Below are 18,307 nucleotides of genomic sequence, written 5' to 3'. Positions count from 1 at the left end.
CTCCCTCAACACATCACAAAAAAGGCAGGCCAACATGTCAGACGAAAATACCTATCAGCCACCCAAAGTGTGGGAATGGAAAAAGAACGGTGGCGGCGCGTTCGCCAATATTAACCGTCCTATCTCCGGTGCGACGCATGAGAAAGAGTTACCCGTGGGCTCGCATCCGCTGCAGCTCTATTCTCTGGGCACACCAAACGGGCAGAAAGTGACCATCATGCTGGAAGAGCTTCTGGCGCTTGGCGTGACGGGTGCCGAGTACGATGCATGGTTGATTCGCATTGGTGAAGGCGACCAGTTCTCCAGCGGCTTTGTTGAAGTGAACCCGAACTCGAAAATTCCGGCGCTGCGTGACCACTCCACGACACCGCCCACGCGCGTATTTGAATCCGGCAGCATCCTGCTCTATCTGGCAGAGAAGTTCGGCCATTTCCTACCAAAAGATCCGGCGGGACGTACGGAAACCCTGAACTGGCTGTTCTGGCTGCAGGGCGCGGCCCCGTTCCTCGGCGGCGGTTTCGGCCACTTCTATAACTACGCACCGGTGAAGATTGAGTACGCGATTGACCGCTTCACGATGGAAGCCAAACGCCTGTTCGACGTGCTGGATAAACAGCTGGCGCGTAGCCGCTACGTGGCCGGTGAAGAGTACACCATCGCCGATATGGCGGTCTGGCCGTGGTTCGGCTGCGTGGCGCTGGGTAGCGTGTATAACGCCGCCGAGTTCCTCGACGCTGAGAAGTACACCAACGTTCAGCGCTGGGCGAAAGATGTGGCACACCGCCCTGCCGTGAAGCGCGGGCGTATCGTTAACCGCACCAGCGGCGAGCTCAACGAGCAGCTCCACGAACGCCACGCGGCGAGCGACTTCGAGACCAATACGGAAGACAAGCGTCAGGCGTAATTCTCTGCCGGGCGGACCACCGCCCGGCAACAGGGATCCCTGCCAGGGGCATGATTTGCTTAAGGGTTGAGCCGGTATTACTGGCACTATGCGGACGTTTTTCTCAGGTCAGATGACGAGAAAAGCGGACTCAACCGACAGCAGTCACAAAGGATTTGTTATGAAATTGATGAAAACAGCGCTGATTATCAGCACCCTGATCTTTTCCACTTCTGGTATGGCGATAGATAAAACCGCCGCCGGTGCAGTGGCCGGTGCGGCAATTGGCGCAGCCACGGGCAAAGATTTGAAATCCACGGTAGGCGGTGCGGTCGTTGGCGCGGGTACCGGTGCGATGTTCAAAAACGGCGACAAAGGTAAAGCTGCGCGTAAAGGCGGCGCGGTGGGTGCCGTGGTGGGCGCAGGTGCTGCAGCGGTAACAGGCAACAGCGTACTGAAAGGGGCCGCCGTCGGTGCCGGCTCTGGCGCACTGATTGGTGAAGCCACCCACTGATAAGCGGCGGGCGGCGCTCCGTTTGGCTCGCCTGCGTTTAACCAAAAAAAAGGCCGCACACGGCGGCCTTTTAGCAGTGTTTATGCCGAGAGGCGGAATTTCTGCACCGACCGCTGAAGCTCTTCGGTCTGACGTTCAAGCGCGGAGGCCGCTGCCGAGACCTCTTCCACAAGCGAGGCGTTTTGCTGTGTCACGCCATCCATTTGCGTGATAGCAATACCCACCTGCGAAATCCCCTTACTTTGCTCCTCAGACGCAGACGCGATTTGCTTCATGATGGTCGTCACTTCCGTCACATCACGCAAAATGGCATCCATGGTGGTGCCCGTGTCGCCCACCAGCTTTGCGCCCTGCTCAACGCGGGAAACGGAATCGGTAATCAATCCCTCAATTTCTTTTGCCGCGTTGGCGCTGCGGCTTGCCAGGTTACGCACCTCGCCGGCCACGACGGCAAACCCACGTCCCTGCTCGCCCGCGCGCGCCGCTTCCACGGCAGCGTTGAGCGCCAGGATATTGGTCTGGAAGGCAATGCTGTTGATCACATTGGTGATTTCAGCAATCTTCTTCGAGCTCTCAGAAATACCGCTCATGGTGGTCACCACCTCTTCCACCAGCGAGCCGCCGCGGCTGGCCGTTGTTGACGCCACATCCGCCAGCTGGCTGGCCTGACGCGCGCTTTCCGCATTCAGCTTCACGGTGGCGGTCAGCTGTTCCATGCTGGCCGCCGTCTCTTCCAATGCGGCGGCCTGCTCTTCGGTACGAGACGAGAGATCGTTATTACCGCTGGAGATCTCCGTCGCGCCGCGCCAGATATTCTCGCTGCCGGATCGAATAGAGCTCACCGCTTCTCGCAGGCTATCCTGCATCGCGCTCAGCAGGGGAACCAGTTGCCCCACGCAGTTGCGACCGAACGGTTCAATCGGCTGACTGAGATCGCCCTGGGCAATCTGGCGGAACTGCTGGCGAATGCGAGCCAGCGGTTTTACCAGCATCGCCATCAGGTAACGGTCGGTGAAGAGCAGTATTAACAGGCCAATAATCGTGGCGGTGATAATCACCGTGCGGGTCATACTGGTCAGGCTGTCTACGACGACTCGGGTGCTGTCGAGTGCCCGGGCAGCCGCGTTGTTAAAGTTCTCCGCAGCAGCACCAAACGCACGACTCAGCGGAGGGGTGATGTTATTCGCCTGCTGACGGTAGCCCTCCAGAGAGGACTGCTTCGCCTGCTGCATTTGCGGCGTTACGCCCTGCTCAAGCAAAGCCTGCCAGCTACCGATCACCTGAGCTGAAACTTGCTCATCCATCGGTCCTGGTGAGATTGCCTTCATCTCAGCCAGTTTCTTCCCCATATTGTCCAGCGCCTGCTGGGCAGGGGCCAGGTCCGGTGTGCCACCCGCGGCTTTCACTTCCATCGCGCGACTCAACCGGGTCACAAAGCGAAAATACTGATCGTTACCCTGACTGAGTATGGTCATCTGTTTGACCAGCTGGCGATCCACCTCATTGCCCTCTGATACCCGTGACAGAGACCAGGTGCTGTAAAGCCCCACGCCCGCCCACATTAAACAAAAGATCCCGAGAATCGTCAGCATGACGAAACGGATCGTGAAATTACGCAACATATTCATAAGTCTTCCTTGCCGTGAGGGTGAATTCGCCCAGAGGCGAGTCTTACCCTCGTTATCGGCAGGAATGAGCAAATTCATCACCTTTCACGCATTATTTTTATTAAAATTTTTACTGCCCCTGCGTTCATTCAGAAAAAAGAGACATTTTCGAAGGGGAAAATTACCCTGCTAAGAATGTGTTTTACTTTGTCAGTGGATAAATAAATGTAAAACTGGAGCGCATTAAATTAACGGCCATACCTCCTGAGGAGTACATCATCAACAGGTTGCGTCAATCAATAGCGCTACCCTTTCGCGAAAACCCGCTTAATTTGCAGGGTAACTATTCAGTTCTATTTATCACATAAATATATTAACACCTAATTATCAGATTTCCTGATTTAAATACCCCAATAACTTACTCCTTATCTTTTAAATTTCATTACATCCTTTACTTATGAGAAATTTCTTAAATTAAATAAATTCCTTTACAAGGATGTCGACGATTTTTTATTAACGGAGTTTCAGATGCGTAAATTTATGAACCGCACATTGCTTTCGCAGTGTGTCTTAATGGCTTTAACCTCTTTCGGTACCCAGGCAGCAATGACGACAGCGACACCGTGTGAGGATGGCGTGACGACGCAAACCTGTGGATTAACGAAATATACCGATGACAGCTTTTATCAAAATCCCGGTGTGACAAATGCGGTTATGGCCGACGCCACGGCGAATAATATTTTCATGGATGGTCATCGAGGTGATGGCGACACGCAGTCATTAACGGTATCCGGAACGGATATGTCAGGCCACTATATCCAGGGAAGCAACGGCGGTACCGCGAATATCACCCTGAATAACGGCGCTACGGCCGATATGATTGAAGTCGGTAGCGGAGGCGCGACCACCAATACCACCGTGACGGTTGATGGCGCGACGCTGAACGGTGAAAACAGCACAGGCAATTACCAGGGTGATAAAACCTATATGATGGGCTCAGCGATTTATCTCGATCCCCTGGATAAAGGCTACCACACCGTCAATATTGAGAACGGGAGCGCGCTGCACGGCAGCATTGTAAGCGCCGGTGCTGGCGAACAGGATATTACCCTCAGCAACAGTACAATGGATAAGGGCGGTATTTATGCAGGGAGCGATCAATCGGATACCCGCATTACGCTGACCGGAGCCACCGTCGATGCCTCGCAGAGTGAAATCGCGCAGAACATGGGCGACCTGGCCGAAAAACTCAGCGAGTATAAGCCGTTCAGTGACATCAACCTGGATGGCGTGGGCGATCTTGCCATCGCCATGTACGGCACCCAGGCCGATTCCCTGGCCCTGAATAACAGTACCGTCACTGGCGATATTGGCGTTATTAATGAAAAGGGGTCGACATCACTTACGTTTACTAATAAGAGCGTCGTGAATGGCAATATTACCCTGAACGGCAGTTCAGCGAATTCTGTTCTGGTGGATAACAGCACCATTAATGGTGCGGTAAATACCGGTCAAAACAGCGGCAATACCACCATCACGCTGCAAAACAATGCCACCGTAAATGGTGATATTACAACCGGTGCGGGCGATGATACGGTCGTGCTGACCAATAATTCTCATGTTAACGGCAATGTTGATGGCGGTGACGGTAGCGACACGCTGTCAATGGATGCCGGCAGTTCTGTTTCTGGTGAAATTAGTCAGTTCGAGACGGTGAACACGACCAGCAATAACAGCATCGCCATTGATAAAATTAACGATGCCACCAGCTGGAGTTTGCAAAATGGCTCAACGCTTGTCGCTACTACCACCGGCAGTAATGCGATGGTAAATATGAGCACCGACAGCTTTGTTGATTTCGGCAATATCACCGGGGTTAATAACGCCGTTGTCGTCAACAGCATTACTCCCTCGGCACAAAATCAGCAGAACGTGATTCTGGGTACGTTCACCACTTCAGGCACCAGCACCCCGCAAAATTATGCGGCGGCCACCTTCACAAATGGCCAACAGAATGTTGAAAACCGTAGCGGCGCTTATAACTATGACAACAGTCTGAATATTGTGGCCGTAGATACCGCGCCGCAGACACGCCTTACCGCCGATAATACGCAGTCGTGGAATATCGAATTTAACAGCCAGAAGGGCAGCCTCGCGAGCGACGTTCAGGGCCTTGTTGCCGGTCTGGACGCTGCCGAGCAGGCCGGACATCAGGTGGCTGATGATATCAGCAACCATATGAATCAGGTGCATCTGGCTAACCTGCTCGGCAAGCAGGAGGAAGGTGCGCAGGTCTGGGGTGATTTCCTCTATCAGAATGGCAATTTCAGCAATGATGTTGACTATAAGAGCATCACCCAGGGCGCTCAGGGTGGCGTGGACTGGACGGCGCATCTGGACAACGGTGATAGCGTCACTGGCGGTATTGCACTGGCATGGACGCGCAGCCGCGTGCAGGATACCCATGACGGCGCTGATAGCTTTAATGACAGCGTCTACGGTAATTACTACAGCCTGTACGGTGGCTGGCAGCAGGCGCTTAACGGCAGAACATGGGGTATGTTTGCCGACGGTAGCTTCAGCTATGGCGATATGCGGTACACCCTGTCTGCGAATAACGTGACGGGGAATACCAGCGGCATGACCGAAGCACTGCACGGTTCGACGGATGGCACCCTGTATATGGCGCAGGCGCGTACCGGTGTGAACGTGTTGCTGCCAGGTGAAACCCTGCTGCAGCCTTACGCCACCTTAGGCTGGGATCAAACCAAAGCAAACGGCTTCTCCGACAGTGAAGTGGCCTTCGCCGACAGTCAGGTCTCTTCCTGGAACAGTGGGGTCGGGTTGAGACTCACCACAACGCTTCGCGATCTGAGCAAGAACGTGCAGATGATGCCGTGGATCGACGCACGCTTCCAGAAAGAGTTCAGCGACGATACTGATATTCAGGCGGCGGATTACCACACCACCTCCGGCCATAACAACACGATGGGGATCTTCGGAGCAGGCATCAATGCAACGATAGCGCATAACTTCACGCTCAATACTGGGGTGTATGTCGGCACCGGTGACGTGGACAACGATGCCAGCGTGCAGGCGGGGATGAGCTACAGCTTCTGACGAGTGAACGCCCGGTCAGTCTGATGCTGCCGGGCTTTAATCATTCAGGGTGGTCAGGCATGTCATCGCTTATCAACAGGATTTGTGATTTGATAAGCACAGAATGAAAACGTTGTTTCGAAAATTCATCGACAAGAAAGGAGACATCATGTCCTGGCACCCTTACCCCGCCCGCTACGAAAATATGCAGTACCGCTACTGCGGAAAAAGCGGCCTGCGCCTGCCGGCGCTGTCGCTTGGTCTGTGGCATAGTTTCGGTCACGTACAGCCTCTCGACTCTCAGCGGGTGCTGTTGCATAAAGCCTTCGACCTCGGCATTACCCATTTCGATCTTGCCAACAACTACGGCCCGCCGGCGGGAAGCGCGGAAGAAAACATGGGTCGTCTGCTGCGGGAAGATTTTGCCGCGTATCGTGATGAACTGATCATCTCAACCAAAGCAGGCTATGACATGTGGCCGGGGCCGTATGGGTCGGGCGGGTCGCGCAAATACCTGCTCGCCAGTCTCGATCAGAGCCTCAAGCGCATGGGGCTGGAGTATGTGGATATTTTCTATTCTCACCGCGTAGATGAAAATACGCCGATGGAAGAGACCGCCGCTGCGCTGGCCCAGGCTGTGCAGAGCGGTAAAGCGCTGTATGTCGGTATCTCCTCCTACTCCACGGAGCGCACCCAGAAAATGGCGGACCTGTTACGTGAGTGGAAGATCCCGCTGCTTATCCACCAGCCATCTTACAACCTGCTCAACCGCTGGGTCGATCACACCGGCCTGCTGGATACGCTTGAGAAAAACGGGGCGGGTTGCATTGCGTTTACGCCGCTGGCGCAGGGTCTGCTGACCGGAAAATACCTGAACGGTATTCCTGAAGATTCTCGTATGCAGCGTGAAGGCAAGAAGGTGCGCGGTCTGACGGAAAACATGCTGACTGAAGCCAACCTGAACAGCCTGCGTTTACTGAATGAGATGGCACAGGCCCGTGGTCAGACGATGGCGCAAATGGCGCTGAGCTGGCTGCTGAAGGATGAACGCGTGACATCCGTACTGATTGGTGCGAGCCGTCCGGAGCAGATCGAAGAGAACGTGCAGGCCCTGAATAACCTGCACTTTAGCGACGATGAGCTGAAAAGGATTGACCAGCATGTTGCGGATGGGGAATTGAATTTGTGGCAGGCATCGTCGGATAAATAGCGCGGTCTGTCGTGCTCACGCTCCCCCTCTCCCTTGGGAAGAGGGGGGGAAAATTACTTCTTACTGATCTTATCCAGATACCCCATCACGAACGCAGACAGCACAAACGTCAGATGGATAATCACATACCACATCAGTTTGTTGTCCGGGACATTCTTGGCGTCCATGAATACGCGTAACAGGTGGATAGATGAGATCGCCACAATCGACGCGGCCACTTTATTCTTCAGCGACGAGGCATCCATTTTGCCCAGCCAGTTGAGCTTCTCTTTGCGCTCGTCGATATCGAGCTGAGAGACAAAGTTCTCATAGCCGGAGAACATCACCATCACCAGTAATCCGCCCACCAGCGTCATATCCACCAGCGAGAGCAGAACCAGAATCAAATCTGCTTCGGCAATGGAAAAGATGTTCGGCAGAACATGCAAGATTTCCTGGAAAAACTTAATCGTCAGCGCAATCAGCGCCAGCGAAAGGCCAAAATAGACGGGTGCCAGTATCCAGCGAGAGGCGTACATCGCGTTTTCAAAGAAGCGTTCCATAAAGTCCTGTCTGCAAACGAAACCAGCGCCCAGTATATCTCAACGGCGCTGACTGTTTGCAACAACTCACTCGTTGTACGTTCAGACATTGTCAGGATTGACGTCCGGGCGCGCATACTCCGGCCAGACCAGCACCACCAGTTCCGGATACGCCTCCAGGCTGAACTCACGAAAACACTGGCGCAGGTTTAATACGTCCAGATCGGAACAGGAGACCTTCTCACCGTTAAGGCAACGCTTTTTGATATTGTCATAATATTTATACACTGCGGAATTCAGGTCGCTGCAGCGGCGTTGCGCTTCAAACAACCCAGGCGTGTCATTAATTTCCGACATTTTCATTCGCTTAATTGTCGCGTGCAAAAAGTCGATATATTCATGGTTCACCCGCCAGTACCAAACCGGTGTAACCGAGTTCATCAATACGGAGAAATGGTCTTCACCTTCCTCTTTTGTCATCAGTTCAGGTAGCGGAGGTTCACTGGCGTCTTTCGACACTTGCGTTTTATTGAACTCCTGCATCAATAAAAGAACACCAGCGGTCAGTAATAGTAATGTGATGACCGTAAAAAAAATGCTGTTCATGGGTAGGCTCCATTTTTTTTGATTTTAAAATTGCCTCATGATATTGTCAACGAATCTCACGCCTTTACCAACCCCACCCTGTTGTAATTAAAGGAAATTAAAATGCTGCCCGACTACCTCGTCCCGGCTAAGTACCACATTGCGCCTGTGGAACAGCAAACGACGGAAGCAGAAAAAGAGGCTAATTTCACTCAGGGGAAAAGAAAGCTCTCTGATTACGAGTCTGACATATTAATAGGCGTTTCTCGCACCGGTAAATCCCGTAATATGTTACTGGAAGAGCACGACCGTCATATAAAGGACCGGTTATTTCGCGCCGTTAAAATAGAAGCCTTTGTCCATCTGCTGAATGACCTGCAGGCCGAAGGTGAAATAGATGCGCAGAAACTAAGTCAAATAATCGCGGAAAAAACCAAAGAAATAAACGAAGCCGGCAATGAAATTTGGCTTAATCTAATTACGCGTGAAACCAACAACCCTATTTTTTATAACCTGGGGGAAGAGTAACGTGAAAGAAATTAAAGATAACGACGTTTATTTGGCTTTAGATAACAAAAAAAGTGATGAATTTATCTTAAAGCAAAATCTCGATGCACTGCGAAACACAAAAAATGCCGAGATGACGCGAATAACTCAGGACCTGGTATCGATCCCGGCGACGCTGGTACGCCTGAAATGGCATAATCGCCGCGAGATTTATCCTCTGCAGGTGAAGGAAGAGATATACGGCGCGGTGATGAATACCCTCATCGAACAGCGGCCTGAGCTGAAAGAGAAGCTTCTCGGGCGTCTGGAGGCCAATTATCAGTATCTGCTCGCCAGAGAAGTGGCCACCCTGCGCCTGACGCGCAAACTGTCCGACGGCGAGTACCGCACGTCAAACGTCACCTGCGTTGCGCTTGATGAAGACGCGCTGGCGTCCCACGCGCCTGCGTCCACTGAGACAAAAAACTGATCGCCCGACACGCATAAAAAAAGCCGGCTTTCGCCAGCTTCTTTGTTATTTCGCGGCCGCTTTCTCTTCGCCGACCAGCCCAATCTTGAGATAACCCGCCTGATGCAGCGTGTCCATTACCTTCATCATGGTTTCGTAATCGACGGTTTTATCCGCGCGGAAGAAGACCGTGGTGTCTTTCTTGCCGCCGGTGAGCTGATCCAGCGCCGGGATAACAGACTGATCCGTCACCGGGTCGTTGCCGAGGAACATCGATTTATCCGCTTTCACCGACAAATAGACAGGTTTCTCAGGACGCGGCTGCGGCTGGCTGGAAGAGGCTGGCAGATTCACCTTCACATCGACCGTCGCCAGCGGCGCAGCCACCATGAAGATAATCAGCAGAACCAGCATGACGTCAATAAACGGCGTCACGTTGATTTCATGCATTTCGCCGTTATCGTCCAGATTTTCGTTAAGACGCATCGCCATACAATCAACCTACGCGCAGTTTAGACGCCGCATGCACCGGTTTAACGGAGCTGGCATTGAGGTCAAGATCGCGGCTTTGCAGCAGCAGCACCTGCGCGGCGACGTCACCGAGCGTGGCTTTATAGTTGCCAATCATACGCGCGAAGATGTTATAAATGACGACCGCCGGAATGGCCGCGACCAGACCGATTGCGGTCGCCAGCAGCGCTTCGGCAATCCCTGGCGCAACCACCGCCAGGTTGGTGGTCTGCGTCTGCGCAATGCCGATAAAGCTGTTCATGATGCCCCAGACCGTACCGAACAGACCGATGAACGGTGAGATCGCCCCGATAGTGGCCAGATAACCGTTACCGCGGCCCATATGACGGCCAACGGCAGCAACGCGACGCTCCAGGCGGAAACCGGTACGTTCTTTAATGCCTTCGTTATCTTCACTGCCTGCGGAGAGTTCCAGCTCGTTCTGTGCTTCGTTGACTAACAGGGTGGTCAGGCTTTTTCCATGGAAGGATGAGGTCATGTCTAAGGCCTGATCCAGGGAGCGGGCTTCAGCCAGTTGCTGTTGTTCCCGCTTGAGGCGACGCTTCTGCGACAGCAGTTCGACGCTCTTACTGAAGAAGATAGCCCAGGTGATCACGGACGCCAGAACCAGGCCGATCATCACAATCTTAACCACGATGTCAGCATGATGATACATGCCCCAGACGGAGAGATCCGTCTGCATCAAATTATTACCCACTCTGTATCTCCAGGACGCAAATCACAAAATCTGACCGTAATAATATCAAAACGTCGTCGAATTGATAGTAGTTCTCATTAGTATTTACATACTGCCGTAATTTTCGTTCACTTTCCTTGCGCTTACGCAGTAAAAATTTCTTATGCGTATTTTTGCTAATATTTTCTGCTTATTCGATAAGCCCCCGGGTGCAGATTTTTACAATCGTGGTAGTCTGGACGTCCAGACGTATAAAAACAGGGTTAGCGAACATGACAAAGAAGCATCTTGATACCACGCTGGTACAGGCAGGACGCAGCAAAAAATACACTCAGGGATCGGTCAACAGCGTGATTCAACGCGCCTCTTCGCTGGTATTTGATACCGTCGAGGATAAAAAAATAGCCACGCGCAACCGCGCCAAAGGCGGGCTGTTCTATGGCCGTCGTGGCACGCTAACCCATTTTTCACTTCAGGAAGCCATGTGCGAACTGGAAGGCGGCGTGGGCTGCGCCCTGTTCCCCTGTGGTGCGGCGGCAGTCGCCAATACCATTCTGGCGTTTGTGGAACAGGGCGACCATATCCTGATGACCAATACCGCTTATGAACCAAGCCAGGATTTTTGCACCAAAATCCTCAGCAAGCTCGGCGTGACCACCGGCTGGTTCGATCCGCTGATTGGCGAAGGTATCGCTGAACTTATCCAGCCGAACACGCGCATTATGTTTCTGGAATCCCCAGGCTCTATCACCATGGAAGTGCACGACGTCCCGGCTATTGTGAAAGCAGTGCGCAGCAAAGCCCCCGAGGCAATCATCATGATCGACAACACCTGGGCGGCGGGCGTCCTGTTCAGGGCGCTGGAATTCGACATTGATATCTCTATTCAGGCAGCAACCAAATATCTGATTGGCCACTCTGATGGCATGATCGGTACTGCGGTATCCAACGCGCGCTGCTGGGATCAACTTCGGGAGAATGCCTACCTGATGGGCCAGATGGTGGATGCGGATACAGCCTACATGACCAGCCGCGGTATCCGTACGCTGGGGGTGCGCCTGCGTCAGCACCATGAAAGCAGTCTGAAGGTGGCCGAATGGCTGGCCCGGCACCCGCAGGTCGAGCGCGTTAACCATCCGGCGCTTCCGGGCAGCAAAGGCCATGAATTCTGGCAACGTGACTTTACGGGCAGTAGCGGGTTGTTCTCATTTGTTCTTAAAAAACGGCTCAGTAACGACGAACTGGCGAACTACCTGGATCATTTTACCCTCTTCAGCATGGCTTACTCCTGGGGCGGGTTTGAATCCCTGATCCTGCCTAACCAGCCGGAGCAAATTGCGGCTCTGCGCCCCGGTGGAGAAGTGGATTTCAGCGGCACGCTGATCCGACTGCATATTGGTTTAGAAGATGTTGACGATTTAATTGCGGATTTAGCGGCAGGGTTTGAACGTATCGTGTAGAGTGCATGCTGAAAATGTACTCCCCGGACGCTTTTGTGAACACTGCCACCAGAAAAGTCTGCATTAGTTGCGCCCGCGATCAAACCCCACGGGCGAATTAGGGAGTACAATAGCGCTATATCTGCATCTGCTGTTCCACAGGAAAGTCCATGGCTGTTATTCAAGATATTATTGCGGCGCTCTGGCAACACGATTTTGCCGCGCTGGCGGACCCTCACGTTGTAGGTATCGTCTATTTCGTGATGTTCGCAACCCTGTTTCTGGAAAATGGATTACTGCCAGCCTCATTTTTACCCGGTGACAGCCTGCTTTTACTGGCCGGGGCATTAATCGGTAAAGGCGTCATGGACTTCACGCCGACGATGGTCATACTCACCTCCGCTGCCAGCCTCGGTTGCTGGCTGAGCTATCTGCAGGGCCGCTGGCTCGGCAATACGCGCGTCGTGAAAGGCTGGCTGGCGCAGTTACCGCATAAATATCATCAACGTGCGACCTGCATGTTTGACCGCCACGGTCTGCTGGCGCTGCTGGCCGGGCGTTTTCTGGCGTTTGTTCGCACGCTGCTGCCGACCATGGCAGGCATTTCCGGGCTGTCAAACCGCCGCTTCCAGTTCTTTAACTGGTTGAGCGCCCTGCTGTGGGTAGGCGTGGTGACCACGCTTGGCTACGCGCTGAATATGATCCCCTTTGTGAAACACCACGAAGACCAGGTAATGACCTTCCTGATGATCCTCCCGCTTTTCCTGCTGGTCGCGGGACTGCTCGGGACGATTGCGGTCGTGATTAAGAAGAAATACTGCAGCGCATGATATAAAAAAGCCGGGTGACGTTACGCTTACCCGGCTGGACTCTCCCCTCAGGTCCCCTGCATCATTCTGATGCGCGACGCATCTTCCCCCGGCGTGACGCCGAAGTAACGCTTAAACTCCCGGCTAAACTGCGACGCACTTTCATAGCCCACCCGCATCGCCGCCGCGCTGGCCTTCATGCCGTCGTGGATCATCAGCATACGAGCCTTATGCAGCCGATAGGTTTTGAGATACTGCAGCGGCGAGGTGCTGGTCACCGACTTAAAATTATGATGAAACGCCGAGACGCTCATGTTTGCTTCCGCCGCCAGCTGGTCAACGCTCAGGTTTTCCGTGTACTGGCTTTCGATACGCTTGAGCACGCGGCTAATCAGGCTGAAGTGCGTCTGGCGGCTGACCAGCGCGAGTAATGCCCCACCGCCCGGCCCCAGCAGCACATGGTAAAGAATTTCGCGGATAATCTGTTTGCCCAGGATGCGTGCATCCAGCGGCCGTTCCATAACGTCGAGCAGACGCTCAATGGCGCAGAGGATCTCCTCGGATAACGTCGCGGAGTTAATCCCGCTCGCGGGCATCGACGGCCGGAACAATGCGTCCTCGCCAATCTCCATCAGCAGCTCCTGCAGCTGAAGGATATCGACATTTAAACGAATGCCCGCCAGCGGTACCGCTTCTGTCGCGAAAGTTTCACATTCGAAGGGTAAAGGGACTGTGAGCAGCAGATATTCATTGGTGTCATACCGGAACACGCGCTCATTGATATAGCCAATTTTATGGCCTGAAAAGAGAAAAACGATGCCCGGCTGGTACATGACCGGTGTGCGTGTCCCTGGCTGCGTCCCATACAGAAGACGAATGTCAGGCAACATGTCACCGACACCATTTTCTTTATCAATCAGTCTTTTAATCTGCGCAGTAAGCTGAAGGCAGATCGCTTCACGGTTCATTTTACGTTACTCCGGCTACGGTTTCCGACGTTGACAGTGTGCGCAGTTTACCGTGTTTTCTCCAGCGCTCTGTAGAAATGGGCAAGACATCGGCAGGAATGTGCATTGAGAGGATAGCCCCGGACGGCCACAATGTGCAGCATCAGGTCGCCTTCAGCGCCACCACGGTTTTTCACCCACATAAGGGAACGAGCAATGAATAATTTTAATCTCCACACCCCAACCCGCATTCTGTTTGGTAAAGGCGCTATCGCCGACCTGCGCGCACAGATCCCCGCTGATGCCCGCGTACTGATCACCTACGGTGGCGGCAGCGTGAAAAAAACCGGCGTACTGGATCAGGTTTACAGCGCGCTGGAAGGTCTGGACGTGCGTGAGTTCGGCGGTATCGAGCCTAACCCGTCTTATGAAACACTGATGAACGCGGTCAAGATCGCCCGTGATGAAAAAGTCACCTTCCTGCTGGCAGTCGGCGGCGGCTCCGTCCTGGACGGCACCAAATTCATCGCCGCTGCGGCGCACTACGCGGACGGTATTGACCCGTGGCACATTCTGGAAACCCGCGGCAGCGATATCAAAAGCGCGATCCCAATGGGTTCCGTGCTGACCCTGCCTGCGACCGGTTCTGAATCCAACAAAGGTGCCGTTATCTCCCGTAAAACCACGGGTGATAAGCAGGCCTTTATGAACGATCACGTTCAGCCTGTATTCGCCATCCTCGATCCGGTTTACACCTACACCCTGCCTGCACGTCAGGTCGCGAACGGTGTGGTTGATGCGTTTGTGCACACCGTTGAGCAGTACGTTACCTACCCGGTAGATGCCAAAATTCAGGATCGCTTCGCGGAAGGCATTCTGCTGACGCTGATTGAAGACGGCCCGACAGCGCTGAAAGAGCCGGAAAACTACGATGTGCGCGCCAACGTGATGTGGGCGGCAACCCAGGCGCTGAACGGTCTGATCGGTGCCGGCGTGCCGCAGGACTGGGCAACCCATATGCTGGGCCACGAACTGACGGCCATGCACGGTCTGGATCACGCGCAAACGCTGGCCGTCGTCCTGCCTGCACTGTGGAACGAAAAACGTGATACCAAACGCGCCAAACTGCTGCAGTACGCTGAGCGCGTGTGGAACATCACCGAAGGTTCTGACGATGCGCGTATCGACGCGGCTATTGAAGCAACCCGCAGCTTCTTTGAAGGTCTGGGCGTGCCAACGCGTCTGTCCGGCTATGGTCTGGATGGCAGCTCCATCCCTGCCCTGCTGGCGAAACTTGAAGAACACGGTATGACCCAGTTGGGCGAGCACGGCGACATTACGCTGGAAGTGAGCCGTCGTATCTACGAAGCGGCACGCTAAGCGTTTTTGACATCCCGCCTTTCGTTTTTTGACATTTCGTCCAGACTTAATGCACATCACATCGTCGGGGGTTCCCTCCGACGATGAGCACCTGAAGGAGGAAAAATGGCAAACCAAACCGTAATCAAGCTGCAGGATGGCAACGTGATGCCCCAACTGGGGCTAGGTGTATGGAAAGCCGGTAACGACGAGGTCGTCTCCGCCATTCATAAAGCACTGGAAGTCGGCTATCGGTCGATTGATACCGCCGCCGCGTACAAAAATGAGGACGGCGTGGGTAAGGCACTGGCCAGCGCTGGCATGCCCCGCGACGATCTTTTCATTACCACCAAACTGTGGAACGACGATCAAAAACGCCCCCGCGAAGCCTTGCAGGAGAGTCTGGACAAACTCCAGCTCGATTTCGTCGATCTCTATCTGATGCACTGGCCAGTCCCGGCTATCGATCACTATGTTGACGCCTGGCAAGGGATGATTGAGCTGCAGCAGGCAGGGCTGGTGAAAAGCATCGGCGTGTGTAATTTCCAGGTTCACCACCTGCAGCGCCTGATTGACGAGACGGGTGTCGCGCCGGTTATCAACCAGATTGAGCTGCACCCGCTGATGCAGCAGCGTCAGCTTCACGCCTGGAACGCCACGCACAAGATCCAGACCGAGTCCTGGAGCCCGCTGGCACAGGGCGGTGAAGGGGTGTTCGACCAGAAAATTATTCGCGATCTCGCGGATAAATACGGCAAGACGCCGGCGCAAATCGTTATTCGCTGGCATCTGGATAACGGCCTGGTGGTGATCCCGAAATCGGTCACGCCATCGCGTATCGCTGAGAACTTCGACGTCTGGGATTTCCGCTTGGATAAAGATGAACTGAGTGAAATTGCGAAGCTGGACAAGAGCAAGCGTTTAGGCCCGGATCCCGATCAGTTTGGCGGGTGAATAAAAAAACCCCGGCTCGCCGGGGTTTTTATTTTTTACGCTTTACGTTTCACGGGTTTCTTCGCACTGGCGTTACCGTTTGAACGCTGATGCACAATCGGCGTGTGCTTGGTCAATGCCGGACGCGTATGGCGGTTCTGGCGGCGCGCTTCACGCATCTCGTCAAGCGTAGGCGCAGGCACCAGGCAGTCGCGGCGCGAGCCGATCAGATGCTTTTTACCCATATCTTCCAGCGCCTGACGGATCAGCGGCCAGTTAGCCGGATCGTGGTAGCGCAGCAGTGCTTTATGCAGACGGCGCTGTTTATCCCCTTTCGGCACCACCACATCTTCACTCTTATAGCCAATTTTACCCAGCGGGTTCTTGCCGGTGTAATACATGGTCGTTGAGTTTGCGAGCGGTGATGGATAGAAGTTCTGCACCTGATCCAGACGGAAGCGACGCTGTTTCAGCCACAGCGCCAGGTTCACCATGTCCTCATCGCGCGTGCCAGGGTGCGCGGAGATGAAGTATGGGATCAGATACTGCTCTTTACCCGCCTGCTTCGAGTAGGTGTCAAACAGCTCTTTAAAGCGATCGTAGCTGCCCATACCCGGCTTCATCATCTTGGACAGCGGGCCTTCTTCGGTATGCTCAGGGGCAATCTTCAGGTAGCCACCCACGTGATGCGTCGCCAGCTCTTTGATGTAGCGCGGATCTTCCACGGCGATATCGTAACGTACCCCGGAGGCGATCAGGATCTTCTTGATCCCTTTCAGGTCACGCGCACGACGATAAAGGTTGATCGTCGGTTCATGGTTGGTATCCATGTGCTGACAGATATCCGGATACACGCACGACAGACGACGGCAGGTCTGTTCCGCGCGCGGTGACTTACAGCGCAGCATGTACATGTTGGCAGTCGGACCGCCCAGATCGGAGATCACCCCGGTGAAGCCAGGCACGGTATCGCGAATGGCTTCGATCTCATTGATGATCGAATCTTCGGAGCGACTCTGAATAATGCGCCCTTCGTGCTCGGTAATGGAGCAGAAGGAGCAGCCGCCGAAGCAGCCGCGCATGATGTTTATTGAGAAACGGATCATCTCATACGCCGGAATTCGGCTCTCGCCGTATGCCGGATGCGGCACGCGTTTGTACGGCAGCGCGAAGACGCTGTCCATCTCTTCGGTGGAAAGCGGGATTGCCGGCGGGTTGATCCAGATAAAGCGCTCACCGTGCTTTTGCATCAGCGCACGCGCGCAGCCCGGGTTGGTTTCGTGGTGCAGAATACGGGACGCATGCGCGTAGAGCACTTTATCGGCTTTGACCTTCTCAAAGGAAGGCAGCAGCACGTAGGTTTTTTCCCACGGTTTCGGGCGCGGCGGCTGAACAACGATAGCTTTCGTTTCGGCTTTCTTTGGCTCTACCGGCTTGTTATCCGCACACGGCAGATCGTCGCCGTACGGGTGCGGGATCGGGTCGATTTTACCCGGCATATCAATGATACGGGAATCCACCCCGCTCCAGCCCGGCAGCGCCTCTTTCACCATGATCGCGGTGTTGCGCACGTCGCGGATGCTGCTCACCGGCTCACCCTGTGAGAGACGGTGCGCCACTTCCACCAGCGGACGTTCACCGTTACCGTAAATCAGCATATCGGCTTTGGAATCCACCAGCACCGAACGGCGCACGGTGTCTGACCAGTAGTCATAGTGCGCGGTACGGCGCAGACTCGCCTCGATGCCGCCCAGGATAACCGGCACGTCTTTCCAGGCTTCTTTGCAGCGTTGGGTGTAGACCAGCGTCGCGCGGTCAGGACGTTTACCCGCGACGTTATCCGGCGTGTAGGCATCGTCATGACGCAGCTTACGGTCGGCGGTATAGCGGTTGATCATCGAGTCCATATTGCCTGCGGTCACGCCGAAGAAAAGGTTGGGTTTCCCCAGACGCATAAAGTCGTCTTTGCTGTTCCAGTCAGGCTGGGCGATGATCCCCACACGGAAGCCCTGCGCTTCAAGCATACGGCCACAGATAGCCATGCCAAAGCTCGGGTGGTCGACATAGGCATCGCCCGTCACCAGAATGATATCGCAGCTGTCCCAGCCCAGTTGGTCCATCTCTTCCCGGGACATCGGCAGGAACGGCGCCGGTCCAAAGCAGGCCGCCCAGTACTGGGGCCAGGAGAAGAGGTCACGATCCGGCTGGATCAGGGAAATTGCGCTCATAGTGCTTCCGA

At 54.3% G+C, this 18,307-nt stretch carries 17 protein-coding genes; 10 read left to right on the top strand and 7 right to left on the bottom strand.

What is annotated here, in order from left to right:
• The first annotated feature begins 34 nt into the window (after positions 1-34).
• Together yghU and AM410_RS10955 are read left to right on the top strand one after the other, a co-directional pair.
• Entirely contained in the window at positions 35-904 is an 870-nt protein-coding gene (yghU, locus tag AM410_RS10960) for a glutathione-dependent disulfide-bond oxidoreductase (protein WP_020883668.1), read from the top strand.
• A gap of 160 nt (positions 905-1,064) precedes the next feature.
• Entirely contained in the window at positions 1,065-1,397 is a 333-nt protein-coding gene (locus AM410_RS10955; protein WP_020883667.1) for a glycine zipper domain-containing protein, read from the top strand.
• Between the two features lie 80 nt (positions 1,398-1,477).
• Here AM410_RS10955 and AM410_RS10950 read toward each other — a convergent pair whose 3' ends face one another.
• On the bottom strand, positions 1,478-3,025 hold the full coding sequence (locus tag AM410_RS10950) for a methyl-accepting chemotaxis protein (protein ID WP_014171604.1): 1,548 nt from the start codon (positions 3,023-3,025) through the stop codon (positions 1,478-1,480).
• 507 nt (positions 3,026-3,532) lie between these two features.
• Here AM410_RS10950 and AM410_RS10945 point away from each other — a divergent pair.
• Together AM410_RS10945 and AM410_RS10940 are read left to right on the top strand one after the other, a co-directional pair.
• Positions 3,533-6,124 carry an autotransporter family protein gene (locus AM410_RS10945; RefSeq protein WP_108647809.1) on the top strand — a complete coding sequence of 864 codons (2,592 nt, stop codon included), beginning with the start codon at positions 3,533-3,535 and terminating at the stop codon, positions 6,122-6,124.
• 148 nt (positions 6,125-6,272) lie between these two features.
• Positions 6,273-7,313 carry an aldo/keto reductase gene (locus AM410_RS10940; protein ID WP_050737294.1) on the top strand — a complete coding sequence of 347 codons (1,041 nt, stop codon included), beginning with the start codon at positions 6,273-6,275 and terminating at the stop codon, positions 7,311-7,313.
• A gap of 53 nt (positions 7,314-7,366) precedes the next feature.
• Here AM410_RS10940 and AM410_RS10935 read toward each other — a convergent pair whose 3' ends face one another.
• Together AM410_RS10935 and AM410_RS10930 are read right to left on the bottom strand one after the other, a co-directional pair.
• The gene (locus tag AM410_RS10935; protein ID WP_014171606.1) at positions 7,367-7,855 is read right to left on the bottom strand and encodes a TIGR00645 family protein; all 489 of its coding nucleotides are present in this window, start codon (positions 7,853-7,855) and stop codon (positions 7,367-7,369) included.
• A gap of 81 nt (positions 7,856-7,936) precedes the next feature.
• Positions 7,937-8,440, bottom strand: a complete 504-nt coding sequence (locus tag AM410_RS10930) for an ESA_00282 family adhesion-associated protein (RefSeq protein ID WP_020883663.1) — start codon at positions 8,438-8,440, stop codon at positions 7,937-7,939.
• A gap of 102 nt (positions 8,441-8,542) precedes the next feature.
• Here AM410_RS10930 and AM410_RS10925 point away from each other — a divergent pair, with 102 nt between their 5' ends.
• Complete coding sequence (locus AM410_RS10925) at positions 8,543-8,947, top strand: hypothetical protein (protein WP_020883662.1); 405 nt, start codon at positions 8,543-8,545, stop codon at positions 8,945-8,947.
• Position 8,948: 1 nt separating this feature from the next.
• Positions 8,949-9,395: a cytoplasmic protein gene (locus tag AM410_RS10920; protein ID WP_086532115.1), complete on the top strand. Its 447-nt coding sequence runs from the start codon at positions 8,949-8,951 to the stop codon at positions 9,393-9,395.
• Positions 9,396-9,440: 45 nt separating this feature from the next.
• On the opposite strand, the gene exbD is transcribed toward AM410_RS10920, so the two are convergent.
• Positions 9,441-9,866: a TonB system transport protein ExbD gene (gene exbD / locus AM410_RS10915; RefSeq protein ID WP_014171610.1), complete on the bottom strand. Its 426-nt coding sequence runs from the start codon at positions 9,864-9,866 to the stop codon at positions 9,441-9,443.
• Between the two features lie 4 nt (positions 9,867-9,870).
• Entirely contained in the window at positions 9,871-10,602 is a 732-nt protein-coding gene (gene exbB / locus AM410_RS10910) for a tol-pal system-associated acyl-CoA thioesterase (protein ID WP_014171611.1), read from the bottom strand.
• Positions 10,603-10,853: 251 nt separating this feature from the next.
• Between exbB and metC the strand changes: the two genes are divergently transcribed.
• Both metC and yghB read left to right on the top strand, forming a co-directional pair.
• A complete protein-coding gene (gene metC / locus AM410_RS10900) occupies positions 10,854-12,041 on the top strand; it encodes a cystathionine beta-lyase (protein ID WP_108647807.1) in 1,188 nt (395 codons plus the stop codon).
• A 149-nt stretch (positions 12,042-12,190) separates the two neighbouring features.
• Positions 12,191-12,850: a DedA family general envelope maintenance protein YghB gene (gene yghB, locus AM410_RS10895; protein ID WP_014171613.1), complete on the top strand. Its 660-nt coding sequence runs from the start codon at positions 12,191-12,193 to the stop codon at positions 12,848-12,850.
• Between the two features lie 47 nt (positions 12,851-12,897).
• On the opposite strand, the gene AM410_RS10890 is transcribed toward yghB, so the two are convergent.
• On the bottom strand, positions 12,898-13,797 hold the full coding sequence (locus AM410_RS10890; RefSeq protein WP_020883659.1) for an AraC family transcriptional regulator: 900 nt from the start codon (positions 13,795-13,797) through the stop codon (positions 12,898-12,900).
• Between the two features lie 195 nt (positions 13,798-13,992).
• Between AM410_RS10890 and yqhD the strand changes: the two genes are divergently transcribed.
• On the top strand, positions 13,993-15,156 hold the full coding sequence (yqhD, locus tag AM410_RS10885; RefSeq protein ID WP_020883658.1) for an alcohol dehydrogenase: 1,164 nt from the start codon (positions 13,993-13,995) through the stop codon (positions 15,154-15,156).
• A 105-nt stretch (positions 15,157-15,261) separates the two neighbouring features.
• On the top strand, positions 15,262-16,089 hold the full coding sequence (dkgA, locus tag AM410_RS10880) for a 2,5-didehydrogluconate reductase DkgA (RefSeq protein WP_073396386.1): 828 nt from the start codon (positions 15,262-15,264) through the stop codon (positions 16,087-16,089).
• 35 nt (positions 16,090-16,124) lie between these two features.
• On the opposite strand, the gene AM410_RS10875 is transcribed toward dkgA, so the two are convergent.
• Entirely contained in the window at positions 16,125-18,296 is a 2,172-nt protein-coding gene (locus AM410_RS10875; RefSeq protein ID WP_020883656.1) for a YgiQ family radical SAM protein, read from the bottom strand.
• Positions 18,297-18,307 lie beyond the last annotated feature (11 nt).

Source organism: Enterobacter cloacae complex sp. FDA-CDC-AR_0164 (assembly GCF_003071645.1).
GTDB classification, from domain to species: domain Bacteria; phylum Pseudomonadota; class Gammaproteobacteria; order Enterobacterales; family Enterobacteriaceae; genus Enterobacter; species Enterobacter ludwigii.
The sequence above is the reverse complement of the archived record's forward strand: the minus strand, read 5'-3'. Positions and strand labels throughout refer to the sequence as shown.